Annotated in this window: 22 protein-coding genes; 4 read left to right on the top strand and 18 right to left on the bottom strand. The window is 39.6% G+C overall.

All coding sequences use genetic code 11. From position 1 onward, the window contains the following. Positions 1 to 258 precede the first annotated feature (258 nt). Entirely contained in the window at positions 259 to 1122 is an 864-nt protein-coding gene (locus KX581_RS01265) for a 3'-5' exonuclease (protein ID WP_180520573.1), read from the bottom strand. Then, positions 1100 to 1753, bottom strand: coding sequence for a ribulose-phosphate 3-epimerase (gene rpe / locus KX581_RS01260; protein ID WP_033586695.1), 654 nt, complete (start codon positions 1751 to 1753; stop codon positions 1100 to 1102). The genes KX581_RS01265 and rpe overlap by 23 nt, the downstream gene beginning before the upstream one ends. A 70-nt stretch (positions 1754 to 1823) precedes the next feature. On the opposite strand from rpe, the gene KX581_RS01255 reads away from it, so the two are divergent. The 4 genes from KX581_RS01255 to KX581_RS01240 are packed head-to-tail and all read left to right on the top strand — an operon-like array spanning position 1824 to position 4532. Next, on the top strand, positions 1824 to 2696 hold the full coding sequence (locus KX581_RS01255; protein WP_231175359.1) for a class 1 fructose-bisphosphatase: 873 nt from the start codon (positions 1824 to 1826) through the stop codon (positions 2694 to 2696). Continuing rightward, positions 2696 to 2899, top strand: coding sequence for a hypothetical protein (locus KX581_RS01250; protein WP_024115893.1), 204 nt, complete (start codon positions 2696 to 2698; stop codon positions 2897 to 2899). The genes KX581_RS01255 and KX581_RS01250 overlap by 1 nt, the downstream gene beginning before the upstream one ends. Before the next feature lie 12 nt (positions 2900 to 2911). Next, complete coding sequence (locus KX581_RS01245) at positions 2912 to 3808, top strand: SAM-dependent methyltransferase (RefSeq protein WP_231175358.1); 897 nt, start codon at positions 2912 to 2914, stop codon at positions 3806 to 3808. Continuing rightward, the gene (locus KX581_RS01240; protein WP_231175357.1) at positions 3801 to 4532 is read left to right on the top strand and encodes a type II restriction endonuclease; all 732 of its coding nucleotides are present in this window, start codon (positions 3801 to 3803) and stop codon (positions 4530 to 4532) included. Before KX581_RS01245 ends, KX581_RS01240 begins: the two co-directional genes overlap by 8 nt. A gap of 120 nt (positions 4533 to 4652) precedes the next feature. Here KX581_RS01240 and KX581_RS01235 read toward each other — a convergent pair whose 3' ends face one another. From KX581_RS01235 to KX581_RS01160, 16 genes are all read right to left on the bottom strand, one after another. After that, positions 4653 to 5510, bottom strand: coding sequence for a cytochrome c1 (locus KX581_RS01235; RefSeq protein WP_033589558.1), 858 nt, complete (start codon positions 5508 to 5510; stop codon positions 4653 to 4655). Then, a complete protein-coding gene (locus KX581_RS01230) occupies positions 5507 to 6745 on the bottom strand; it encodes a cytochrome b (RefSeq protein WP_108346348.1) in 1239 nt (412 codons plus the stop codon). The genes KX581_RS01235 and KX581_RS01230 overlap by 4 nt, the downstream gene beginning before the upstream one ends. 10 nt (positions 6746 to 6755) lie before the next feature. Next, positions 6756 to 7259 (bottom strand): ubiquinol-cytochrome c reductase iron-sulfur subunit, encoded by a 504-nt coding sequence (gene petA / locus KX581_RS01225; RefSeq protein WP_000763638.1) that lies wholly within the window; start codon positions 7257 to 7259, stop codon positions 6756 to 6758. A gap of 124 nt (positions 7260 to 7383) precedes the next feature. Continuing rightward, on the bottom strand, positions 7384 to 10383 hold the full coding sequence (mfd, locus tag KX581_RS01220) for a transcription-repair coupling factor (protein ID WP_231175356.1): 3000 nt from the start codon (positions 10381 to 10383) through the stop codon (positions 7384 to 7386). A 3-nt stretch (positions 10384 to 10386) separates the two neighbouring features. Continuing rightward, the gene (locus KX581_RS01215; protein WP_331273812.1) at positions 10387 to 10797 is read right to left on the bottom strand and encodes a bactofilin family protein; all 411 of its coding nucleotides are present in this window, start codon (positions 10795 to 10797) and stop codon (positions 10387 to 10389) included. Further along, positions 10716 to 11654, bottom strand: coding sequence for a peptidoglycan DD-metalloendopeptidase Csd1 (gene csd1, locus KX581_RS01210; RefSeq protein WP_003013380.1), 939 nt, complete (start codon positions 11652 to 11654; stop codon positions 10716 to 10718). Before csd1 ends, KX581_RS01215 begins: the two co-directional genes overlap by 82 nt. Before the next feature lie 8 nt (positions 11655 to 11662). Then, a complete protein-coding gene (gene csd2, locus KX581_RS01205; protein WP_120868293.1) occupies positions 11663 to 12589 on the bottom strand; it encodes a M23B family cell shape-determining DD-metalloendopeptidase Csd2 in 927 nt (308 codons plus the stop codon). Continuing rightward, positions 12589 to 13764 carry a bifunctional folylpolyglutamate synthase/dihydrofolate synthase gene (locus KX581_RS01200; RefSeq protein ID WP_231175354.1) on the bottom strand — a complete coding sequence of 392 codons (1176 nt, stop codon included), beginning with the start codon at positions 13762 to 13764 and terminating at the stop codon, positions 12589 to 12591. The genes csd2 and KX581_RS01200 overlap by 1 nt, the downstream gene beginning before the upstream one ends. Further along, complete coding sequence (gene lptE / locus KX581_RS01195; protein WP_001202123.1) at positions 13754 to 14266, bottom strand: LPS assembly lipoprotein LptE; 513 nt, start codon at positions 14264 to 14266, stop codon at positions 13754 to 13756. The genes KX581_RS01200 and lptE overlap by 11 nt, the downstream gene beginning before the upstream one ends. Then, positions 14263 to 16683 (bottom strand): leucine--tRNA ligase, encoded by a 2421-nt coding sequence (gene leuS / locus KX581_RS01190; protein ID WP_231175353.1) that lies wholly within the window; start codon positions 16681 to 16683, stop codon positions 14263 to 14265. The genes lptE and leuS overlap by 4 nt, the downstream gene beginning before the upstream one ends. Before the next feature lie 9 nt (positions 16684 to 16692). Continuing rightward, complete coding sequence (locus KX581_RS01185) at positions 16693 to 17031, bottom strand: DUF6394 family protein (RefSeq protein ID WP_000383774.1); 339 nt, start codon at positions 17029 to 17031, stop codon at positions 16693 to 16695. Positions 17032 to 17040: 9 nt separating this feature from the next. Further along, entirely contained in the window at positions 17041 to 18012 is a 972-nt protein-coding gene (gene secF, locus KX581_RS01180) for a protein translocase subunit SecF (RefSeq protein WP_120881170.1), read from the bottom strand. Between the two features lie 8 nt (positions 18013 to 18020). Then, positions 18021 to 19598, bottom strand: coding sequence for a protein translocase subunit SecD (gene secD, locus KX581_RS01175; RefSeq protein WP_231175352.1), 1578 nt, complete (start codon positions 19596 to 19598; stop codon positions 18021 to 18023). Further along, positions 19599 to 19892: a preprotein translocase subunit YajC gene (gene yajC, locus KX581_RS01170; protein WP_024116842.1), complete on the bottom strand. Its 294-nt coding sequence runs from the start codon at positions 19890 to 19892 to the stop codon at positions 19599 to 19601. Between the two features lie 47 nt (positions 19893 to 19939). Continuing rightward, a complete protein-coding gene (nhaA, locus tag KX581_RS01165) occupies positions 19940 to 21256 on the bottom strand; it encodes a sodium/proton antiporter NhaA (protein ID WP_231175351.1) in 1317 nt (438 codons plus the stop codon). Positions 21257 to 21279: 23 nt separating this feature from the next. After that, positions 21280 to 24096 (bottom strand): RecB-like helicase, encoded by a 2817-nt coding sequence (locus KX581_RS01160; protein ID WP_231175349.1) that lies wholly within the window; start codon positions 24094 to 24096, stop codon positions 21280 to 21282. Positions 24097 to 24327 lie beyond the last annotated feature (231 nt).

Here is a 24327-nt window from a genome sequence, read left to right as displayed (position 1 = left end):
CTCTAAGGGATAGCGGAGTAGTGTTTACTCCAGTAAAAATCTCGTTGGCGTTTTAAACACGATGGGAAAATTTACAAAAAATAACTTTTTAAATACTTTTAATAAGATTAAAGAGTTTTTTAGACATACAAGAATACAAAAAGATATACGATGAGTGCGAAGTAACAGACAAAATCAAAATATTAGGCAATATCCAAAAGTATCAAATGGATATGCTTAAATTTCGCCCCTAACCAAGCCCCATTAAACAGCTTTCGTTTAACTGGTCGCTTTTATGATATTTAACAAGCCCTTTGTCCTTTCAAAAAGAGAAAATGGCGATGGGATCTCCTGGTATTTGGATCTTGGGGGTCTTTTGATCAAGGTGTTAGCGCATTTGGAAAAATCAATCAAATCCATTGTGGTTTTGATGTAGCTAGGCAAGTTTAATAAGCATATTTCAAAGAGTTTATAGCTCGCTAAAGCGTCCGCATAGGCTCTGTGGCTGACTTCTATGCCAAACCCTAAAAGCTCTTTTAAAAAGCTCAAAGAATAACGCATGGATAAAATGGCGCGTTTGGATAAATCCAAAGTGCAAAGCTTTAAATTCAATAAAGGGCAATGCAATTTTTCCACAAAATAACGCCCTAAAAAATTGTAATCAAAATTAGCGTTATGGGCCACAAACACGCTATTGCCTAAAAAAAGCCGCAATTCTTGCAAAGCTTCATGCACGCTTGGGGCGTTTAGGGTGTCTTCATAAGTGATGCCTGTAAGCTCAGCGATATAATCAGGAACGCTTTTGACTTTCACAAGGGTTTCAAAACGATTGATAATTTCCCCCCCCTTCACTTGCACGGCCCCGATTTCTAAAATCTCATGTTTTAGGGGGCAAGAGCCGGTGGTCTCTAAATCAATAAAGGAAAAAACCTCATCTTTAAGGGGGGTTTTAAGGTTTTTGAGCGTGATTAAATTTTCACTCGTTTCTATGAAATTAAGCCCGCATGCTTTTAAATATTCCAAATTGATTTCATCATAAATAAGGCGAGAGAGCGATTTTTCTAGCATGCCCAAGCTTAAATCCTGGTGCTTTAAGCGAGCGATTAGGGCTTGAATGTCTTTATGCAAGAGGCTGTCTAGCATTCTGTAAGCCTTCAATAGCCAGCTTACGATCTTTGGATTTAAAAATATAACTCCCTGAAACCACCACATCCACGCCCGCTTGTTGGAGTTCAAAGATATTTTTATCATTCACGCCCCCATCCACTTCTAAAAGACAGCTAGGGTTGTAGCGTTTGATCAATTCCTTGACTTTCAGGCATTTTTCTAGCACCAGATCTAAAAACTTCTGCCCGCCAAAGCCTGGATTCACGCTCATTAAAAGCACTAGCCCCACGCTTTCTAGCAAGTATTTAACGCTCTCTTCATGCGTGTGGGGGTTTAGAACAATTCCTGGCGTGATGCCTGAATTTTTAATGAGTTGCAACACCCTGTGGGGGTGTTTTTCATTTTCTGCATGAATGCTGATGATTTGCGGTTTTAAATGAGCGAACAATTCTACAAAAAAGCTCGCATTTTCTACCATTAAATGCACATCTAAAGGCACTTGGCTCATTTGAGTAACATTCTCTAAAACCACAGGCCCCATGGTTAAATTAGGCACATAATGCCCATCCATCACATCCACATGCAAAAAATCAGCGTTACTCACGCTCTCTATCTCTTTGGCTAAATGCATAAAATCAGCGCTCAAAAGGCTCGGAGCTACTTTCAAAATACTTCCCTATTTTCAATGTTTTCAAGTAAAATATTAGCATCTTTAATCAAATCATAAAAGGGTTTTTATGGATTACAAACATTTTAAATGCAAGCATGCAAACATCGTTATAGAAATCATCAGTCTTTTAGAAAAAGGGGTTAAAAAAGCCCAAGAAATTTTAGAAAAGCCAGACGCTGGGAGTTACACCAAGCTAGAAAACAGCAGCGGGGATACGCCCATTAAAGCGGATTTAGCTCTAGACAAATTTTTAGAAGAAAATTTTTTGAGTTTAGAAAATGTCAAAAGCGTTTTTAGTGAAGAAAAAGAAACGCCTGTTACTAAAGAAAACGGCTCTTATTTGATCGCTTATGACCCACTAGACGGGAGTTCAGTGATGGAGGCGAATTTCTTAGTAGGCACGATTATAGGGATTTATGAAAAGGATTATAAGGCGCAAAATTTAGTTGCAAGCCTTTATGTGGTTTTTGGGCATAAAATTGAATTAGTGGTGGCTTTAGAAGAAGTTTATCGTTACGCATTTTACCAAAACAAGTTTCATTTTATAGAAACCATCGTTTTAGAAAATAAGGGTAAAATCGTCGCTAGCGGAGGCAATCAAAAGGATTTTTCTTCGGGCTTAAAAAAGGCTTTAGAAGGGTTTTTTGCAGAAAATTACCGCTTACGATATTCAGGATCTATGGTGGCTGATGTCCATCATGTGCTCATCAAAAAAGGTGGAATGTTTTCCTACCCGCAAAAGAAATTGCGAAAGCTTTTTGAAGTCTTTCCTTTAGCCTTGATGGTTGAAAAAGCCAAAGGGGAAGCGTTTTATTTTGATAAGGGGGTTAAAAAGCGCCTGCTAGAACAAAGCGTAGAAAGCTACCACGAAAAAAGCGAATGCTATTTAACCAGCCAGCATGAAGCTCACATTTTAGAAAAATATTTAAAGGGAGAATGATGCCAAATAGCGCTAAAAAATTAGAATATGAAGAGCGTTTTAATGACGCTCTTTTGAAATTGCAAGCATGCCAAGAAGAAAAACAAGTAGCGAGTTGCTTGAAATGTGAGAAGGTTTTAAAATGCGAGATTCGCAACAGCTATGTGAATGCGGCTTATGAGAGCATGAATTTAGGCGAAGCGGGTGGGTTTGATTTTAACTAAAATGGGCTTAAAATGGTTAGCAACACTACCTTGCAAAAGAATTTAGACGCTTTTTACACCCACCCCAAAATCGCGCGATTTTGTTTGGATTTATTAAAAGATCTCATCAATCAAAATCTGGGACTAGACTTGAACGCATTCCATTTTTTAGAGCCAAGTGCAGGGAGTGGGAGCTTTGTTGGTGCGTTAAAAGGATTAGGGATTGCTGATTGTCTCGCCCTTGATATTGCCCCTAAAGCTCAAGGCATTCAAAAAAAAGATTATTTGTTGGAATTGATTGAGTTTAACAAAAAGCGCATCATTATTGGCAACCCTCCTTTTGGGTACAGAGGGAAATTAGCCCTAGATTTTTTAAACAAATCTTTGAACGAAGCGCCTATTGTAGCGTTTATTTTGCCCAATTTATTCAAACGCTATTCTATCCAAAAACACATTGATAAGCGTGCAAAATTGGTTTTAAACGCCCCTTTAGAAAAAAACGCTTTTGTTTTTAATGAACGACCCTATGATGTGAAATGCGTTTTTCAAATCTATATGCATAAAAATATCGCCCTAAATCTTAAAGACGAACGCATCATTGCACCCCCCAAAATCCGCCATAATGATTTTATCACTTATATCCATAATAACACGCCACACACCCTAAAATATTTCAACAAAGAAAAATACCAATGGGATTTTGCGGTGGTGAGACAAGGCTTTTATGATTACAACGAAAAGATCACCAATGCAAATTTACTGATTAAAAACCGACAATATTTTTTCATTAAAGCCCACTCTAAAGAAGCTTTAAGGATTATCCATAAAATTGATTTTAACAAACTCGCTCATAAAAACACACAAGTTTTAGGGTTTTCTACTTATGATTTTGTGGAAGAATATTGCAAATTAAAGGAAATGCATGCTTGAAAAAGTGTTCCAACAAATTACCAATAAAAGAAAGTTTTTTGCAAGTTCTAGCACAGGGGAGCAGTTTGAAAACCAATTTAGGAATGAATTAAAAAAACACTTTAGCGAAATCAATGGCGATTTAACAGAAGAATTAAGCCATATTGAAGAAAAGCCTAATAAGGAAATCAAAACCGCTTTTAACCAACTCAAAAAGCAAGTTTTAGAAAAAAATCACCCACACACCCTTAAAAACCCTTTTTCAAAGCTCACAAGCCATTTTTTATACCAACCTTTTGGCTCACAAAATTACCCTGATTTTTTGGTTTTTATTTTTGATTATGTGGTGGGGATTGAAATCAAGTTTTCTAAAAACGATAAGGGTGAAAAAAATCTTCAAACATCTCGCCCCATGTGGAATTCAAACCTGCCTAAACCCAATGCGATTTATGTGTATGGAGTCGCTAATGCAAACATCACTTTTTTTAAAGGCTCAGATATTTTGAGCTATGAAACCAGAGAGGTCTTGCTCAAGTATTTTGATACTTTAGATAAAGATGAAGAAAGTTTGAAAAACGCCTTAAAGGATTTAGAAAACCCTTTTGGGTTTGCCCCCTACATCAGAAAAGCTTATGAGCATAAAAAGGAATTTTCTAACCACCACCAGATTGAAAGCTTCTTTTCGCATAATCACATTTTAAGAGAACAAAATGTCTTAAAATTTTTGAAAACACTCACTCATTAGCATATTTGCACCCATTTATCTATTTCTTGTAAAACACGAGTTTATTTTTAGTGTAAAGAAATTGATGATTAGTCTCATAGAAAAAGCCCCTTACATGCCCTCCCCCCCCTTTTTTTTAATTCAATGCACTTCGCTCCAAACTTTTCTTTTCCACGCATAAGCCAAGAACGACAGCACCGCAAAGAAAATCATGATTTTGATCCCTAAGGTATTCCTTTCATGTTTTTTCCTATCGCCCGCTTTTTCCAAATAAGAGATGACTTGTTTTTGAGCTTTTTCACTCAACCCCACTCTAGGCATAGCCGTGCCAGGCAAAAGCTTTTGCGGATCGTTGATGAAAACATTCAAGCCATGTTCGCCCTTAGCCCTAATCATCATGGACAAATCAGGCACATGAGAGCCTAAATAATTGGCTAAATCTTTAGGATCGCTAAAGGCCTTATCTTTAGCATAATCCAGGCTATGGCACCTTTGACAGCTTTGCGCAAACACTTCCTTATCGCTCAAATTTTTAGGCAAAATAGAAGTGAGATACGCCACAATATCACTCAAATCTTGATCGCTAAATTGAGAAAACGCCGGCATAGGATAGGGCCTTTCATCGTTGAATTTATGGCTCAATTTCGCCGTTTTCACGGGGTCTTTGATGAAGTGGGCTAAGAAATTCGCATTCAAAACCCCCGCCACATGGCTTAAATCCGGTGGCACGACCCCAAAAGAGTTGCTCGCGCTAAGGCTGTCCATAGGGGCTGGAATGTTTTGGGATTTAATGCCATGGCAAGCGGTGCAATTTTCGGCTACAAGCTGTTTGCCCTTATTAGCATCGCCATTTTTTAAATCCATCGGCTCTAAATCCTTGAAAGCAAAATCTGCCGGAGCGACTTTAGGGTGCATCACCGAATGCGCATAAGGCTCAACCCCATAATAAATCACGCCTACCACCACAATAAGGATGATTAAAATCTTAAATTCTTTCATCTAACACCCCCTTGTTTCTTGCTCTCAGCGATAGTGATAATGGGCAATACCACAAAGAAAAGGGCTAAAAAAGTGATTGAACCCGCTAACCCAATGTATTTACCAATCCCAAGCGGAGGCAATTTACCATAGATCGTTAAAACAATCATATCAATAATTAAAAGCCAAAACCACACCATAAACGCAGGCCGTTTGTGCGCGGGAGCGACCACCGGGCTTCTGTCCAAAAAGGGCAGTAAGAAAAAGATCACTTGCGCCACGCCAAAGGCCATTAGCCCTAAATCAGCGCTAAAGAAAAAGCCCCTTAAAACTTCATAGCTCCATAAGAAATACCATTCAGGGTAAATGTGAGGCGGCGTTTTAAGGCTGTTAGCCCTTTCAAAGTTGATAGGATCCATCGCAAAATCATAGTGGTAACACACCAAGTAAAAGAAAAAGACCATGAACGCGCAAACCACAAAAATATCTTTAGACAAGAATACCGGCCAAAAAGGAATGACTTTGGATTCTTTTTTCTTGCCTTCAATGAATTTCTTTTCTTCTGATTCAAAGTCAATCTCTTCGCCTTCTTGGTTATTGACATGCGGGATGCGTAAAGAATAAAAATGTACCCCAACAAGTAGAATGATCGCAATGGGCAGTAAGAACACATGGAGCATGAAAAAGCGCGTTAAAGTGGAATCCGCCACAACATAATTGCCCCTGATCCACTCCACCACATCAGCCCCAATGAAAGGAATGCCTCCAAATAAATTCGTGATAACCGCCGCAGCCCAATAGCTCATCTGCCCCCAAGGCAACATATACCCGCTAAAGGCTTCCGCGCTAAAGACCACAAACAAAATCATCCCGCTAATCCAAATCATCTCGCGGCCCTTTTTGTAAGAGCCATAATAGATGCCAACAAACATGTGGATATAAATAATGACAAAAATCATGCTCGCTGCCGTGGCATGCATGTGGCGCCAAAGCCAACCATAAGCCACTTCTTGCATGATGGTGAAATTCACGCTATCAAACGCCATCTTCGCATCAGGCTTATAATACATGAGCAAGAAAATCCCTGAGATTACAAGTACGCCAAAAAGGGTCAATAAAATCACCCCCATAGCCCATAAAAAATTGATGTTTTTAGGGATCCAATATTCTGTCATTAGCACTTTAACAAGCTTGTTAGTGCCAAGACGCATGTCTAACCATTCGCCCAAATTCTTCGCTTTTTTTATCTCTGCCATGGAACTCTCCTTACGCTTTAGCCATCATTTTCTTGTATTCAGCCCCGGCTTCACCAAAAGTGATTTTAGTGCCTTCAATTTTAAAAGGCGGGATATCAAAAGGGCGTGGAGGAGGGGTGCCGGCAATATTCACGCCATCAGCAGTGAAACGCCCCCCATGGCATGGGCATAAAAAGCCTTTTTCTTCATCTTGATAAGTGGGGATACACCCTAAATGCGTGCAAATTTGAATGGCTGTGGTAAAAACGCTCTCGCCAATTTTAAAATCGCGCTTTTCATTAAAGCCCTCTTTTTTAGAACGCTTGAGGATATAGACCGGTTTCCCACGCCACTCCACGGTGGAAAACTGCCCTTCTTGCATGTTCGCCACATCTATGGTTGTAAAACCGGCTGAAACAACGCTTGGAAGCGGATCCCAAGTCTTTTTCATCGCTACCAGACTCGCTATCGCCCCTATAGCTGTAACGCTAGCAAGGCTCATTCCTAAAAAATCACGCCTTTGAATATCTGCCATGATTAAAAAACTCCTTAATGATAATTACCTTTTAACGACTAAAGGCATAGCAAATCCCTATTCTACAACAAACTCTCTTAATAATCTTTTTAAAATAACAAATTGAGGCTAAAATCAAACGCTTTTAACGCCGTTTTAAAGAAATTTGAGCGCGCAAATGTTTCAAAAGGGTTTCTAAAATATCGTTATCGTCTTTGCTTGGGGCTTTCAGGCTTTCTTTCTTTTCACCGCTATAAGTAAGGGTGATGTTTTGATTGAAATTAGAAAGTTTAATGATGCCAAGCTGGTTGGCTAGAATTTTAAGCGTAATGATTTGCAAAAATTGAGCGCTCAAATCGTCTATTTTGCCAAACCTGTCTTCTATTTCTTCATGGATTTGCCCCACCTCATCTGTATTTTCACACAAACTCAAACGGCGGTATAAATCCAGCCTCAAACTATCGCTTGCAATGAGTTCAGGGTTTAAAAAAGCGCTCACGCCAAGTTGGATTTCTACGCTTTTTTCAAGCCTTTTCTTCCCCCCACTCAATTCATAAATCGCGTCTTCAAGCATGCGCGTATAGAGTGCATAACCAATGTTTTTAATATGCCCGCTCTGATCTTGCCCGAGCAAATTCCCGCCCCCCCTGATTTCTAAATCATGATAGGCGATACTCTCCCCACTGCCTAAATACGAATTTTTTTCTAAAGCGAGCAAGCGTTTTAGAGCCTGTTCATTCAAACTTTTTTGATATTCTATGAGAAAATAACAAAAGCCTTCTTTTTTGCCTCTCCCCACACGCCCTCTTAATTGGTGCAAATCAGCCAGCCCAAAATTTTGCGCATTATCTATAATAATCGTGTTAGCGTTAGGCAAATGGATCCCTGATTCCACAATAGAAGTGCATAATAAAACCTGATAGTTCCCCTTAGCAAACTCTAGCATGATTTCTTCGCTCTCATTAGCGTTAATCTGGGAATGCAAAATAGCGATTTTGAGTTTAGGGATTAAATTTTCTAGCTTGGTTTTGACTTTTGAAATACTAGCGATGTGGTTATGGATGTAAAAAATTTGCCCGTTACGGCGTAATTCTCTATGAATGATCTCTTTTAAGAGCTCGTCATTCTTTTCTTTCAAAAAAGTGCGGCTGGGCTTTCTGTCTGTGGGCGGGGTTTTTAAAGAACTAATGCCTTTAATTTGAGAGAGCGCCATATTTAGAGTGCGCGGGATAGGCGTGGCGGACATGCTTAAAAAATGCACGCTTTTGCTCAATTCTTTTAAAGCTTCTTTTTGTTTCACGCCAAATTTATGCTCTTCATCCACCACCACTAAGCCCAGGTTTTTGAATTTCGCGCCTAAAATCGCATGCGTGCCTACAAGAACATCAACTAGCCCTAATTCCACCGCCTTTAAAAGCTTGTTTTTTTCGCTCGCATATCGATCCAAACGAGCCACTTTAACGCCAAAATTTTCAAAACGCGCCCTTAAGGTCTCAAAATGCTGGTGCGCTAATAAAGTAGTAGGCACAACTAGTGTGCTTTGAAAGCCGTTCAAAAACGTGCAAAAAATCGCATGCATCGCCACTTCTGTTTTCCCAAAACCCACATCCCCACTCAAAAGTCTGTCCATCACCCTCTTAGAGCTTAAATCCTTTGAAATTTCAGCGATAGCCTTTTCTTGATCGCTGGTGTATTCAAACCCCGCATGCGATTTAAAGACTTCCAACTCCGCTAAATGCACATCCATCTTTTTACCCAAAATTAAATTGCGTTCAGCCGCTAGTTCAATGATTTTGCCTGCAATCTCTAAAAGCTTAGTCCTGACTTTAGCTTTTAGTTTGAGGAAACTCCCTTTCCCTAGCCGGTCTTTAGCTGGCACGCTATCGCTTTGCGCCACATAGCGAGCGATGAGATGTAAGTTTTCTACCGGTAACAGCAGTTTGTCTTCGCCCAAATAAGCGATTTCTAAAAAATCCCTCTTGCTCCCTAAAACGCTGTGCTGGACTAATTGAGAAAACACGCCCACCCCATAATCATCATGCACCACCCATTCGCCCGGATTCAATTCATTCAAAGCGAGCTTGGATTTTTGGCGTTTTTTCTTCCTTTCAAAGGAATTGAGCGAGATAAAAATCCCATCAGGGGTTTTAAAATTTAACACAAAGGGGGCGATGACGCATTCCATGCTGCTTTTTTCAATCGTGCCTAATACATTGTCTAAAATCGTTTTATTGGGGGCTAGGAGCGTGATTTTATGATTTGAATGCAAAGCGATAAAGCCTTCTAGGGCATGCGCATGGATTTCTAAATCTTCATAGCCTTGCGCGTTTTCTAAAACCTCTAAAAATTTGAAACGCTCATAATTTAATTCGTTTAAGCTCGCTAATTCTTGAATTTCTTCTAAAGCTCTAGGGCTTATAACGCTTTTATAAACGCTTAGCAAGTCTTGCGCTTTTTCTCCTAAAAACCACAAACCAAAACTGATTAAATCTTTAGAAAAGCTATTTAAGGGGCTTTGTTCCACTTTTGTTTTTAGATCCTTATAAGATGGTTCGTCCAAACTAAAAAGCGTGGGGGGGATTTCAATTTCTAACAAATCTTCTTTAAGGCTCATTTGAGTGGTGGGATCCAATTCCTTAATGCTCTCACACTCCGTGTCAAAAAAGCTCAAGCGATACGCTTTAGAATTGGGTACATAAATATCCACAATATCCCCCCTAAAGCTCGCTTCGCCTTCCACTTCCACTAAGTCTAAAATTTCATAGCCATAATAAAAGAGCTTGTCTTTCAAATCCTTAAGGTTATATTTTTCTAAAAGAGTGATCTTAAAGCTCTCTAAAAGTTCTTTTTTGGGTAAAGGGTGCAATAAAGCGCTAATAGGGGCAATGATGATAGTTTCTTGCTTGTTTTCCAAGGCTTGATAAAACTCCCTCAAACCCCCTAAAAGCTGTAAAAATTCTTCAAAAAACGAACGCAAATCGTCGTTTTTTTTAGCCCTAAACTCCGGGAAAAGAATGGCTTTGGTATTTGGCTTAAAATAGCTTATGACTTCTTTAGCGAGCTTGGATTCTTTAAAATCCTTACAAGCGAGTATTTGATAATCAAAGCCTTTGTTTAAGGCTCTATAAAGACTGGATTGGATCATTCCCTATTTATTTTCAATCTTCTTTTCTTGCTCATTGATTAACAACGCCCTCCCTTGAATATTCTTAGGGCGAGTTTCCCCAATCAAAATCCCTTTCCTTTCCACCACAAGCTCTTGGCTAGAGATCTTACCATCAAGGCGCCCTAAAGGCATGATTTCTACCACTTCCGCTTCCACCGTGCCAGTAAACTTGCCATTGACCACTAATTTATTAGCAAAAATCTCACCCACTACCGAGCCGGTTTGCCCGATCACCACCGTGCTTTTAGAATGCACCACCCCTTCTAATTCGCCATCTATGTGCAAATGGTAATCCAAATGAAGCTCCCCCTTTATTTTTGTGCCTTGAGCGATGATAGTCGCTGGTCCTGTTTTTGCATTAACCGATTTATTATTGTTATCAAAGATTGCCATCTGATGCTCCTTTCTTTATTGAAAACTTCTTCAAAATTTTTCATGTTCCATTTGGTGAAACTCATGGGGTTTATGGGTTGATCTAAAAAACGCACTTCATAATGCAAATGCGGCCCTGTGCTCATCCCTGTATTACCACTATACCCAATCAACTGCCCTTTTTTGACAAATTCGCCCGTTTTTACGATGATCTTATTCAAATGGGCGTAGTAGGTTTTAAAACCAAAAGGGTGGAAAACTTTAATCAAATTCCCATACCCCCCATTCCACCCTTTGCTCGCTAACCCCACTACCCCGCTAGCGCTCGCATACACAGGGGTGTTAATAGCGGTGCTTAGATCAAGCCCGGTATGGTTGTGCAGCACATGCAAAATAGGGTGGATTCTTTTATTAAAGGCGGCTGAAACGCGCCGATAGGATTCTAGCGGGTAGTCATTGGGGATAAGGCGCATGATAAAGCTTTTTTGAAGCCCGGTAATCCCAGCGACATCCAAGCGGCTGGAAAAATTACCCTCTTCTTTTTCTTCTTCAGGCCTATTCACTCCCACCACTTCTTCTAAATCGTTGATGCGCTCCCCTGAAAGTTGCAAATCGTCTAAAAATTCATCCATTTGCAAAGAAAGCTTTTCATTCGTCTCTTTTTTTTTCTCAAATTCCTTAGTGATTAAGGCATGCTGCTTGTCAATGTTTTTAATCTCTTTATTTAAAACCAGTAGCGAAATGCCTAAAAACAATAAAGATCCCACAACGCTCAACAGCGCATACAGGCCAATTTGACGGAATAAGATATGAACATTAATATAACGGCTCCCTTTAGAGTCCGTAACCATTACAATCAAACGTCTGTCTAAAAACACCAAAATCCTTACTGGCTTATGAGCGCGTCTTTATCCACATGCTCTTGGAGCTGAACAATGTCTTCTAAAACCCAAAACAAATTCTTCCATTCAATAAATTTATTTTCTTCTAAAGCGCTTTGAAAATGATCCAAATCCCATGCCAAAAATTTTTGCGCGTCTAAAATTTTACCCAAAAAGCGCACTTCATAATGCAATTTTTCGCCGCCGCTATTACCGCTCTTCCCGCTATAGCCAATCAACTGCCCTTTTTGGATAAAGCTTTTGGGCTGCACATTGACATGATCTAAGTGCGTGTAAATGGAGCTAAAACCAAACGCATGTTCAATGCGCACCAAGTTCCCATACCCAACATTAGAATTGGTCTTCACAAAATCCACAATCCCATCAGCGCTCGCATACACAGGCGTGTTTAATGGCGCGATAAAATCAATCCCGGATTCAACGCCCTTAATCTTTTTAATGGGGTGGTTCCTTTCTTTGGTGGGTTTGATCGCGCTATAAGTTTTTAGGGGCATGCCATTAGGAATGAGCATGAGCGCTAAATGTTTTTGAGCCAAATTCAAATTTTCTAAATCCACTTCATCATAAAGATGCACGCCCCCATTAGCCCCTCTTTTGATTTCAATCAAGGATTCCAACCCACGAATCTTTTGCCCCACAATAAAAAGCTCTTCTCGCTTGTTTTTAATCTCTTTTGTCAAAGTGTAATTTTTTTGATACAAATCCCTAAAATCCCTTAAAACCGCATTCCTCTCGCTTGTCATCGTATCCATTTTAGCGATTAAAAATTTTAAAAACCCTACGCCAAGCCCCACGATCAATAAAAGAATGATAACAGAAATGATGAGGTTGCGTTTTAAATTTTTAGAAAATTTGAGCTGTTTAGAGCCTGATTCATCAATGATGGTGATCACAAGCTGGTTTTGTGGCATCAATCCCTCTTCTTTTGATAGCGTTCATAAAAAGCGTTGGCTACCAGAAATGAGCCATACACCAAATAATTTTCATTTTCTTCCAAATCTTCAAACAAAGCGTGTTCTAACCCTAAAGTTTCTAAAATCCCTTTAAGCTTTTCTAATTGGATAATTCTTTCATTATGCAATTCTAAAATCAAAACCTTTTTAACCACAGGCTTTAAAATTTCTAGCACCAAAAAAGCGTCTTTATCTTGATAGCAGTTATAAATCAAAATGATTTTAGCGTTAAAAACGCGCTTGATTTCTTCTTTTAAGGCTTTGGCGCTATGGGGGTTATGCCCCACATCTATTAAGATATTAGGGCTTAAAAGCTCGCAACGGCCGATTAAATTTAGGGGTTTTAGGTTTTTTAAAACTTCTTGTTTATTGCATGGCAATAGCATTTCAAACGCTTTTAGAGCCACTTCTAAATTCATCGCTAAAAAATGGGCTAAATGGTAGCGTTCAATATAATCCTTGACTCCTTTTGAAATTTCATTTTGAACCACAATCAATTTTGCGTGTTTGTCTTTGGCGATTTTTTGAGCGATATTTAAAACCAATTCTTGTTGGGGAGCGATGATATTAAGAGAATCCATCGCTTTTAATTTAGTAGTCGCAATGCTTTCTAAACTATCCCCTAAAAATTCCTTATGATCGTAATCAATGGGGGTGAAAACGCTTAGGGTTTTTTCTAAAGCGTTCGTGCTGTCAAACTCCCCCCCAAGCCCTGCTTCTAAAACCAAATAATCGCAATCTTTAGCGAGCATGACAGCTAGTAAAGTAGCGTATTCAAAATACGAGCAAGCGTTACTGAAAGCGTGCGGTTGCAATTGCTGGTGGGCGTTTTCTAAAACGCTTTCTTTAACAATAGAATCATTCAAAAAAAAGCGCTCCCTAAATTCAAAAACATGAGGGGAGGTGAAATGCAACACCTTAAAATTTTGATCGGCCAATAAAAGGGTTAAAAACCGCCCTGTGCTGCCCTTGCCATTAGTCCCTACCACATGAATGACTTTCGCTTGGATCTCAAAAAAAGCGTTTTTAAAATCTTTATAAATTTGAATGAAGCGGCTAGGGTCAAATTTATGGTATTCCTTAGGCTTTGTTTCTAAAAACGCCTTTAATCCATTCAAAGAGCTATTTTTCATTATTGAATTTCCCCTCATAAGCGATTTGAGCCACAAATTTAGTCAAAGTTTGCTCCACAGCCTGATTGATAGCGTAATAGCGGTTCTGGTAGGTGTTAAGGGGGTCTTGCAAATTCACAGCGTAGTTGTAATACCCGCTATTTTGAAAAGTCTTTTGTGTGCCTCTTTTATTATCATAGGTGTAATTCACAGACACGGTTGCACGATAGAAAGTCGTAAAGCCTTCTTTATTTTGCGTGATGCTCGTATCGGTTACGTTCGTGATTTCTATGATAATGATAGAATCCGCATCTTTTTCACTCGCTAAGCGGTTTTGGAAGCGTTGCACGACTAAACGATTCATCAAGTCTTTAAACTCTACAGAGTTTTCAGGGTTAGGCAAATTCACAATGAGTTTCACGTATACGCTATCGCCTAAAGCGTTTTGAGCGTAAGCTGCAATAGGCTTATACCCACAACCCTTGAACCAAAGCAACAAAATAAAAAAAAGTAAAGCCCTCATGCGACAACAAAATTAACAAGCTTATTAGGCACATAAATTTCTTTTTTAACGCTCGCCTTTTCTAAATATTTCTCTAATTCTTTTTTAGCCAAAACAATAATCTCTTCTTTGCTGGCGTTAATATTGACTTTCAATTCCGCGCGCCTTTTGCCATTAATGGTAAGCCCTAAAGTCATAAAGTCTTCCATCAAAGCGCTTTCATCTACTTCTATAGGCTTAAAATTCTCTCTTTTAAAAAGCCTCTCGCTCAACTCCCATGCGGTGTGTGGGATAATAGGCTCTAAAATTTGCAACAACACAAAATAACCTTCGCATAAAATTTGCTCATTACTTTGCGCACTCAAAGCGTTTAAAGCCTCCATACAACTTGCGATCAAAGTGTTAAACGCGTAAGCGCTTTCAGCCTTATTGAAAATTTCATGCGATTTTTTTAACGCTTCATAGACTTTTTTACGAGCTAGTTTTTGCGCTTCATTCAGGCTGACTTCTTTAAATTCAGGCTTAGAAGTGGTAGGGGTAATGGCGTTCGCTTTATCGTATAAGCGCTTGATAAACCGGTGTGCCCCCTCTAAAGCGCTGTCATTCCATTCCAATTCTTTAGCCGGCGGGGCAGCAAAAAGGATAAAGAGCCTTGCCGCATCGGCCCCATATTTTTTAAGTATCTCTTTAGGGCTAACGACATTGCCTTTAGATTTGCTCATCTTAGCGCCATCTTTTAAGACCATGCCTTGAGTGATAAGCTGTTTGAAAGGCTCATCTAAATGAAGATAGCCCAAATCCCTTAAAGCCTTAGTGAAAAAGCGCGCGTATAACAAGTGCAAAATCGCATGTTCAATGCCGCCAATATAAGTGTCCACTGGCATGAAATACTTCAAGTAATTTTGATCAAACGCTTGATTTTCACGCTGATTTTTGGGGGTGGTGTAGCACAAGAAATACCAACTGGATTGGATGAAAGTATCCATGGTGTCTGTTTCTCTTAAAGCGTTTTTGTGGCATTTGGGGCATTGAGCGAATTTCCAACTCGCATGCTTTTCTAACGGATTGCCTTCCCCATCAATCACAATGTCTTCAGGTAAAGTTACCGGCAGTTGGGTTTCAGGCACAATCCCGCAATTTTTGCAATGAATCATAGGAATGGGCGCTCCCCAATACCTTTGACGGCTCACTCCCCAATCTTGCAAGCGGTAGTTGATCACCCTTTTACCGAGGTTTTCTTTTTCAAAATAAGCGATGATTTTTTCTCTGGCCACTGAGCTAGAAAGATCGCTCCACTCCCCGCTATTTTTTAAAACCTCTTCTTTGGTGTGGGGCAAATTTTGAGAGCTTTGAGTGATCACTTTAATAGGGATATGATAAAGATTAGCGAATTCAAAATCCCTTTCATCGCAAGCTGGCACGCCCATTAACGCCCCAGAGCCATAATTAGCTAGGGCGAAATTAGCCACCCAAACAGGGATTTTTTGCTTTGTTAAAGGGTGGATAGCATAAACGCCTAAAAACGCCCCCTTTTTCTCTAAAGCTCTTTCTCTTTGAGTCGTGTTTAAAATCGCTTTAATCATCTTTGAATCTTCTTGACTCACTTGTTTAATGGCATGCTCTACTAAAGGGTGTTCTGGGGCGATGGCGATGTAAGTTACGCCATAAATGGTGTCCGCTCTTGTGGTAAAAACTTCAATTTCTTGAATGCCGTTGCAAGCTTTCAAGCACTCATCAGCGATTTTAAAACCAAATTGCAACCCGCTAGATTTTCCTATCCAGTTTTTTTGCATGATTAGTACTTGAGAAGGCCAATGATTTTCTAAAGTTTCTAAGTCTTTTAGTAATTCTTCAGCGTAGTTTGTGATCTTCAAATAATATTGATAGAGTTCTTTTTGAATAACTTCTGTATCGCAACGCCAACACCTCCCATCAATGACTTGCTCATTAGCTAAAACGGTTTTGTCGTTAGGGCACCAATTGAGCATGGCTTTCTTGCGATAAATTAGCCCCTTTTCCCACAAATCAATGAAAAATTGCTGTTCAAATTTCGTGTAATCCGGATCTGAAGTGGCAAATTCCCTGTTTTTAGAAAAAGAAAACCCTAAAGCTTCAAACTCTTTTTGCATGGCTTCAATGTTTTCATAAGTCCAGGTTTTAGGGTGGATACCATGCTTAATGGCGGCATTTTCTGCAGGCATCCCAAAAGAATCAAACCCCATAGGGTGTAACACATTGTAATGGTGCAAACGATAATAACGCGCCAACGCATCGCCAATGGTGTAATTGCGCACATGCCCCATGTGGATTTCCCCACTAGGATAAGGCAGCATGCTTAGAATGTATTTTTTAGGGAGGTTAAAATCGTCTTTAGGTTCAAAACTCTTATTTTTCCACCAAAATTCTTGCCATTTTTTTTCTATATTGATAAAATCCATCGTTACCCCTTAATCTGTTTCGCTCGTTACAACGCTTTCAATCAACAAAAAAATAAGACTGAAAGCGTTGCTAATCAACGCCCCAATCATCAGCATGTAAGCGGTAACCAAATTGTTTAAGATCTGTAAAAACACAAATGCCGGTATGAGGTGCAACACGGTGGCTAAAGAGCTGGCCAACAGCTCTGAAGCGAAACGCTTGCACACCCCAATTTTGAGCGTAACAGAAATAAGGTTTAAAGCTAACGCTACAAACAACACCACCGTATTAGGCTCATACAAAAACCCTGCAATGGTGGTTAAAGAAATAAGGCTGAACAGCACATGAACGACCCGACCCCAATCCATAGAAACTCCTTAAACTTGACCGCCCTCATACAAACGGCGCATTTTTTCTTTCTCTTGAGCTTTTTTGATTTTTCTAGCCTCATTCTCATAATATTTACCCATATCAAAACCTAACAATAACGCTACTTTAGGGGCGATGAAAATAGAGCTGTAAGTCCCTACAATCGTGCCTATTAGCATGGGCAATGAAAAGCCAATGATGATCTTACTCCCAAACACGCACAAAATCAACACCACAAAAAACACGGTTAAAGAAGTTAAAAGCGTGCGCGTGAGCGTGCTGGAAATGGCTTCATCAATGGCTTGAATGGCGTTTTTGGTTTTTTGAGAGAGCATCTCTTCTCTGATCCGATCAAAAATAATGATCGTATCATTAATAGAATACCCAATCAAAGTGAGCAAGGCCGCAATCACTTCCAAATTCATATCAATCTTAAAAACAATCACCGAGCTTGCCACTAAAATCACATCATGCACAAGTGCAATGACGCTCGCTAAAGCAAAACGCCATTCATAGCGGAAACTCACATAAACCATGATCGCCATTAGGGCTAAAATCAGCGACAAAATGCCCTTTTCTTTCAATTCGCTCCCCACTCTAGGGCCAACGGTGTCAAATTTACGGATTTCAAAATCGCCACTGGGTTTTAGAATGTTAGCCACGATAGCGTTCAAGTCTTCATTTTCAGCCGTTTCTACAAAAGGGAATTTGATTAAAATTTCTTCTTTAGAGCCAAATTCGCTCACTTGCACGCCTTTAAAGCGAGCTTCTTTTTCAAAAAGATCGCGCACTTCTTTAATGGGAGCGTTTTGAGCGTAACGCACTTGCACCAAACTCCCCCCCGCAAAATCAATCCCTAAAGAAAACCCTTTGAAAAACAAAAGCCCCAACGCCAGAAGCGCTAATATTGCTGAAACGATCACCCCATAATTGGAATAACGCATGAAGCTTAAGATTCTAGTTTGTTTGAATAATTCCATAAAACCTCCTAAGCTCTTTTATTCACGCCAAACCAAAAATAAAGGCTTTTTGTTTGAGTGAGTTTAGGTAAAAGGGCTTGATAAATCCCTTGCGTGCCTATAATAGCGGTGATGATAGAGGCTAAAATCCCAATGCCTGTGGTGAGAGCAAAGCCTTTAATCGCTCCTGTGCCATAAGCGTATAACAACACCGAAGCGATCAAGGAAGTGATATTGGAATCAAAAATCGCTCTACTCGCATTGATATAGCCTAAATGGATCGCTTTAGCGATGCCCTCATTCTCTCTTAAGACTTCTCTAATGCGCTCGTTGATAATGATATTAGCATCCACGGCAATCCCCACGGTTAAAACAATGCCCGCCATTCCCGGTAAAGTCAGCGTCGCTCCAAAAATCGCCATGACCGCCACAATCAAAAAAAGATTGACCACTAACGCCAAACAAGCGATCACCCCCGCCATAGAGTAATAAAGCACCATAAAGCCCATCACCAAAATAAAGCCCCCAACCAGAGCGATAATGGAAGTTTTAATGCTGTCTTTCCCTAAACTCGGGCCTATAATTCTTTTTTCTAAAACCTGAATGGGAGCGCTCATCGCCCCACTCCTTAAAGCGATCGCTAAATCGCTCGCTTGAGCCACGCTAAAATTCCCGCTAATCTGCCCACTCCCCCCACCAATACGCTCTCTAATCACCGGGGCTGAATAAACCTTATTGTCTAAAACAATCGCCATGCGTTTGCCCACATTCGCGCCTGAGAAATCCCCAAAAATCTTAGCCCCTTGCGCATCTAGCGTGAAGCTCACCACCGGCTGGTTGTTTTGATCATACACCACTTTCGCATCTGTAAGCATTTCGCCATCTAAAATGGGGATCGCTTTGAGCAAGATTTTACCCCCCATTTCCACATCAGACAACAACACGCTGCCTAACTTTTGAGCCTCTAAATCCGTCATTTTCATCGCATCTTTATTGTGTTCTTCATCCACTGCCATCATCTGCAAATGAGCGGATCTTGAAATCAAGTCTTTAGCGCGCCGTTCTTCTTCTAAAGTCTTAATGCCGGGCAATTGCACCGAAATTTCTTCTTTACCTTGCTGGATGACTACAGGCTCTGCCAAACCAAATTGATCCAAGCGGTTACGAATGATCCCTATCACTTGCAAAATCGTGTTTTTACGCAATTCCTCTTGCTCTAAAGGGGTGAGCTTCACGCTATAAAATTCCGCTTCCTTTTTGATTTCAAACTGGCTATGACCTTGCAACTCCACTAAAAGCGCGTCTAATTTTTTCGCTTCATCTTCATCTAAAAGCTCAAAACTGATCCCTTCTAGGCTGGATTTAATGTCTTTAAGCAAGATATTTTGCTTTTTAGCGTTGTATTCTAAAGCGGACGCCAAGCTTAAATACTTGTTTTTTAAAGCCTCATCGGTTTGCACCCCTAAAAGCATGTTTAACCCCCCCCTTAAATCCAAACCTAAAGTGATTTTAGGGCCTTTAGTCTCTAGTAAAGAAGGCACAGAAAACCCTACCCCTAAAAGAAGTGCGAAGATAAAAACGATTAAACGAGGGTTAAAAAGTTTCATTTAGTTGTTATTTTGTGCCGCTTCTTCGTCTAATTTGAACGCTATATAGTTTTTAGAAAGTTTAGCGGTGGTGTCATCATTGAGTTTCACGCTAAAAAAATTCGCTTCCGCTTTAAGCACCTCAACGATCAACCCGCCTTGAGTAACAACTTTATCGCCCTTACTCAAGCCCTCTATCATTTCTTTGTGCTTTTTTTGTTGCTGGCGTTGCGGGCGAACAATCAAAAAATAAAAAATAAGAAACAATACCACAAAGGGTAAAAGCGTCGTTAGAATGTCTTTAGTTTGTCCCATTTAATTCCCTTAAAAGATGTTTTAATCTCAAATTATAGCATTTTTAACTATTTCTTTAAAGCCGCTTTTTTGTCTAGCACGAATAAATACAAAGCCCCTATGATCCCAGAAATCAAAGATCCTAGTAAAATCGCAATTTTTGCCACTTCCATAGCGTCCTTATGCTCGCTCGTGAAAGCCAGATTAGAAATAAACATAGACATGGTAAAGCCAATCCCTGCTAAAAGCCCAGCCCCCAAAATGTGCCACCAGCTGATGCCTTTAGGGCGTGCGGTGATTTTAAGCTTTTCGCTTATAAAAGTGATGAGGAAAATCCCTAAAGGCTTGCCCAAACAAAGCCCTAAAATAACCCCTAAAAGCACCTTATCCACTTCTAAATTGATGCTAGAATCAACGCTCACCCCAGCGTTTGCAAACGCGAATAAGGGCATGATGAAATACCCGCTGATGGGGGCTAAAAAATGCTCCAATCTTTCTAAGGGGCTTTGTAAAGCGCTCGCTTTTTCTTCAATAGAATGCAAGATTTCTTGCTGCTCTTTAGTCAAAAGCACCCCTGAACTCGTTTCTGCGTATCGCTTGCCTAATTCCAAAAGCTCTACATTTTTAGAATCTTTAGGGATTTTCACCGGTATCATAAAAGCTAGAACCACTGCAGCAATCGTCGCATGGATACCGCTTTGATGCACGCAAAACCAAAGCAGCACCCCTAAAAGCAAGTAAGGGATAAGCGAACGGGTATTCAAGTGGTTTAATACAGCTAAAACAAGAACCACCCCTAAAGCCCCTAAAAGCCATGCGAATTTTAAATTCGTGGTATAAAAGAGCGCGATCACCACAATAGCCCCCAAGTCATCAGCCACCGCTAGAGTGATTAAAAAAACCTTTAAAGCGGTTGGCACCCTCTTGCCTAAAAGCATGATCACGCCTAAAGCGAACGCAATATCTGTCGCCATAGGGATCCCAAAACCATGCTGAGAAGGCGTGTCAGCGTTAAGAAAAAAATAAATCAATCCTGGGGCTATCATGCCCCCTATGGCCGCAATCACAGGAAAAGAAGCTTTTTTGAAACTGGATAGCTCTCCAAACAATAATTCTCGCTTGATCTCTAATCCTATCATTAAAAAAAATAACGCCATTAAAACATCATCAATCCAGTGATGCAAACTAAAGCCGATGAAAAAATCCCCTATTTGAAACCCAAAAGGGGTATGCCATAGCGCAAAATAACTTTCTTTTAAAAACGAATTAGCCACCACCATCGCTAAAACAGCGTTTAAAAAGAGGAAAATCCCTCCAAAAGACTCGCTTTTAATAAAGTTTTTAAGCGTTACACTGAGCGCGTTTTCTGTTTTTTTGATATTCATAGACAACCTTAAAATTTTTAATTTCAAACCCATAATTTTTCAAGCAGTCTTTTATGAGCGTAAATAATGCCCGCTTGTATCTTAAAATGGGGGGCTTGAGTTTGTAAAAACGCAGCGTAATGAGAAACTTGCGCCTTATGGCTTTGCTGGTAATTTTGAGAGCTTTTATAATCTAAAACATACAAATTTTGCCCCTTATCCCACAATAAAACATCCATCCTAGACACAACCCCTTCAAATAAAAAAGCCACTTCACCTTTTAAAGCCAAATTTTTAAAAAGAGCTTGTATCTTTGCATCGTTTTCAAAAAGCTCTAAACTTTCTTCTAACGCTTGGTAATCCAAACCATAAAAACCATGATGGTAGTTTAAATATTCTAAAACGCTTTTTTTAGGAATGCGATAAGCGTATTGGTATTCTAATCCCTTGTGCAAGGCGATACCAAAATTGATCGCTTCCTGGTCGTTATTCTTTTCATAATCGCTAGGCTCTTCTTCTATCTCTTGGACTTGCTCGCCATAGGCATGGGGTTTGATGAGAGTGCTTGTAATTAAAGGCTCTTTTTGTGGAGAAATAACCGGCGCGATTGTTCCCTCTTCTAAAGGCGCAAGATCCAATTTTTCGCACATTCCTTTTTTGTCTTTAGCCACGACAATCAACCCTAACTCAGCCCTAGTGAATGCGACATAATACACATTGGTTTCTTCATGATTTTTGGCCGCTTCTTCTTTATCTAAAACCCTAGCGTAATCTTTATCCACCACCTCACGATTTTTCATTCTGTAATAAAGGCGAAGAAGCTCTGTGCCGCTATATTCTTCAAGGAATTGATTGGAGTTATTGGATTTAGGCTTGCCCAAGCGTTCGCACACGATCACATAAGGGAATTGCATGCCTTTAGATTTATGGATAGTCATAATCTGTGCGCCTTCTGCTTTGAAAGAAGCGATCTCTTTAGCCTCTAATTTTTCTAAAAATTCATTCGCATCTTCGCACCCAATGGCCAACTCCAAACAGCTTTGCACAGGCTCTCCATAAAGCTCAAACAATTCCATCACCTTCCACACAAAGCATGCCACGCTCTCTTTTTTGGGGTTAAAACCAGGTAAAGCGATCACATCATCATGCAAGTATCCAGCGAGTTTTAAAACGCTGTGCTTGTAAAAGGGCTTGTAAGGTTCTTCGGCTAGAGCGTATTCTAAAGCGTTCTTAATGATTTTAGACTCTACAAATTGAGACAATTTTGCGCTAGATTCCGTGCTTGGGCGAATGGCGCTCAAATTCTCTTGCAAATAATTTTTGATTTCTAAAGCGTCGTCATTAGTGGCGCATAAAATGGTAATGTCTTTAGGCTCAATACGATGCTCTAAAAGGTTTTGAGCTTCTTGTAAGATTTGTTCTAATAACAATTCTCTTTCATCAGCCACTAAAGAAACTTTAACATAGCCGTCTGTAGCATGTTTATTTTGAGAAGTTTTAGGGTATTTTTGCTCCAAATAAGCGGTGGGGGAATTTTGATAAGCTTTTTTAAAAATGGTGTTCACATAATTAATGATTAAAGGCGCACTGCGGTGGTTGAATTGTAAATTATCGTGGTAAAAATCCTTAGAAACGCTTTCAAACAAGGAACTAAAACTCCCCCTAAAGGCATAAATGCTCTGCTTGACATCGCCCACAAAAAACACGCTCCTGTGCCATTTTGCTTGCCCTATCCCGGCTTTAATCTCATCAATAAAAGGGGCTAAAATCTTATAATCGTTCAAGCTCGTGTCTTGAAATTCATCAATCAAAATGTGTGCGATCTTGCTGTCCAACCTGAAATAAAAAAACTCCGCCGGCAACTCTTCATAACCATTCAATAAGGCATGGACTTTATCTTTAATCGCATCAAAATCCAGGGCTTGGATTTTAGAAGTGGCGTTATCATAAAGCTGGATGAATTTAGGGAATTTTTTAAATATTGCGGTTTCTCTGGCTTCATAATAGCGTTTTAAATCGTTTTCAATCTCTTCGCATTCGCTCTCTAAAGTGGGGATTTCACTTTTGAGTTTTTTGAAAGATTGATATTCGCTCTTTTTTTCAAGCCAGGTTAAAGAGCTGTTTAAAAATCCCCTAAAACTATCGCATTTAATGGCTGTTTTAGCCCTATCTGACGCTGTTTCTATGCTTTGAATTTGATTGTTTAAGCTCCTTAGTTTTTCTAAAAAACCCTTTTCATCAAATGCAGGCTCTTTCTTATTAGGATCAAATAAATAGAGCTTGTTTTTTAAAAAACGCAACCGCTCTAAAATAGAATCGCTTGTGTAATTATCATAACTTAAGCATTGAGCGATAAAAACGCTCAATTCCTCAAGTTGTTCGCCATTTAAAGCGCTCAAGAAACTCTCATTAAGCTGTTGTTGGTGCACTTTGGTGTCTTCATTAACTTCAAAATTCGCACTCAACCCCACAAACCAGCAAAATTTCCTTAAAATGCTTTGAAAAAACGCATCAATGGTGCTGATTCTGATTTCAGCGTTTAAAAAGCGTTGGTAGATTTTTTGAGCGCTATTTTGCACTAAACTAGGGTCTAAATGGTATTTTTCTTCTAATTCTTTCAGGATATTTTGGGATTTTTCTTTTTCTTTTTCATCTTCAAGGTTTTCTTTTTGCAAGATTTTTAAATAGTCTAAAATGCGCTCTTTCATTTCGGCGGTGGCTTTTTTAGTGAAAGTGAGCGTCAAAATCTCGCTAGGATTAGCCCCCTTAAACAACAAGGCCAAAAACCGCACGCTCAAAGCGAAAGTCTTCCCGCTCCCTGCTGAAGCCTTTAAAGCCATGCATTGTCGTTTTGTATCCATTGAGATCTATCCTAAATTTCTGTTTTGTCTTTATTATAACCTAAAAGCCTTTTTTACTTAAGCTAAAAAACCCTAATCTTTTGCTATAATCATAGGGTTTTGTCGTTTTTCCTATCATTTTAATAGGAACAAAGGCAAAGACAGCGTCAAATTCACACATGCTAATCCTTGTATTTAGGTGTTCTTAAGAATTTAAGAATCAAATGAGCATGGAGGAAGAGAACCAAAATA

Origin of the sequence: Helicobacter pylori (assembly GCF_021062735.1) — a bacterium.
GTDB classification, from domain to species: domain Bacteria; phylum Campylobacterota; class Campylobacteria; order Campylobacterales; family Helicobacteraceae; genus Helicobacter; species Helicobacter pylori_DN.
The sequence above is the reverse complement of the archived record's forward strand: the minus strand, read 5'-3'. Positions and strand labels throughout refer to the sequence as shown.

Excerpts from the sequence above, each read along its gene's own strand:
- KX581_RS01265 (WP_180520573.1), bottom strand. The coding sequence starts at position 1,122 with ATGCTAGACAGCCTCTTGCATAAAGACATTCAAGCCCTAATCGCTCGC.
- KX581_RS01255 (WP_231175359.1), top strand. The coding sequence starts at position 1,824 with ATGGATTACAAACATTTTAAATGCAAGCATGCAAACATCGTTATAGAA.
- KX581_RS01250 (WP_024115893.1), top strand. The coding sequence starts at position 2,696 with ATGCCAAATAGCGCTAAAAAATTAGAATATGAAGAGCGTTTTAATGAC.
- KX581_RS01245 (WP_231175358.1), top strand. The coding sequence starts at position 2,912 with ATGGTTAGCAACACTACCTTGCAAAAGAATTTAGACGCTTTTTACACC.
- KX581_RS01240 (WP_231175357.1), top strand. The coding sequence starts at position 3,801 with ATGCTTGAAAAAGTGTTCCAACAAATTACCAATAAAAGAAAGTTTTTT.
- KX581_RS01235 (WP_033589558.1), bottom strand. The coding sequence starts at position 5,510 with ATGAAAGAATTTAAGATTTTAATCATCCTTATTGTGGTGGTAGGCGTG.
- KX581_RS01230 (WP_108346348.1), bottom strand. The coding sequence starts at position 6,745 with ATGGCAGAGATAAAAAAAGCGAAGAATTTGGGCGAATGGTTAGACATG.
- petA (WP_000763638.1), bottom strand. The coding sequence starts at position 7,259 with ATGGCAGATATTCAAAGGCGTGATTTTTTAGGAATGAGCCTTGCTAGC.
- mfd (WP_231175356.1), bottom strand. The coding sequence starts at position 10,383 with ATGATCCAATCCAGTCTTTATAGAGCCTTAAACAAAGGCTTTGATTAT.
- KX581_RS01215 (WP_331273812.1), bottom strand. The coding sequence starts at position 10,797 with ATGGCAATCTTTGATAACAATAATAAATCGGTTAATGCAAAAACAGGA.
- csd2 (WP_120868293.1), bottom strand. The coding sequence starts at position 12,589 with ATGCCACAAAACCAGCTTGTGATCACCATCATTGATGAATCAGGCTCT.
- KX581_RS01200 (WP_231175354.1), bottom strand. The coding sequence starts at position 13,764 with ATGAAAAATAGCTCTTTGAATGGATTAAAGGCGTTTTTAGAAACAAAG.
- lptE (WP_001202123.1), bottom strand. The coding sequence starts at position 14,266 with ATGAGGGCTTTACTTTTTTTTATTTTGTTGCTTTGGTTCAAGGGTTGT.
- leuS (WP_231175353.1), bottom strand. The coding sequence starts at position 16,683 with ATGGATTTTATCAATATAGAAAAAAAATGGCAAGAATTTTGGTGGAAA.
- KX581_RS01185 (WP_000383774.1), bottom strand. The coding sequence starts at position 17,031 with ATGGATTGGGGTCGGGTCGTTCATGTGCTGTTCAGCCTTATTTCTTTA.
- secF (WP_120881170.1), bottom strand. The coding sequence starts at position 18,012 with ATGGAATTATTCAAACAAACTAGAATCTTAAGCTTCATGCGTTATTCC.
- secD (WP_231175352.1), bottom strand. The coding sequence starts at position 19,598 with ATGAAACTTTTTAACCCTCGTTTAATCGTTTTTATCTTCGCACTTCTT.
- yajC (WP_024116842.1), bottom strand. The coding sequence starts at position 19,892 with ATGGGACAAACTAAAGACATTCTAACGACGCTTTTACCCTTTGTGGTA.
- nhaA (WP_231175351.1), bottom strand. The coding sequence starts at position 21,256 with ATGAATATCAAAAAAACAGAAAACGCGCTCAGTGTAACGCTTAAAAAC.
- KX581_RS01160 (WP_231175349.1), bottom strand. The coding sequence starts at position 24,096 with ATGGATACAAAACGACAATGCATGGCTTTAAAGGCTTCAGCAGGGAGC.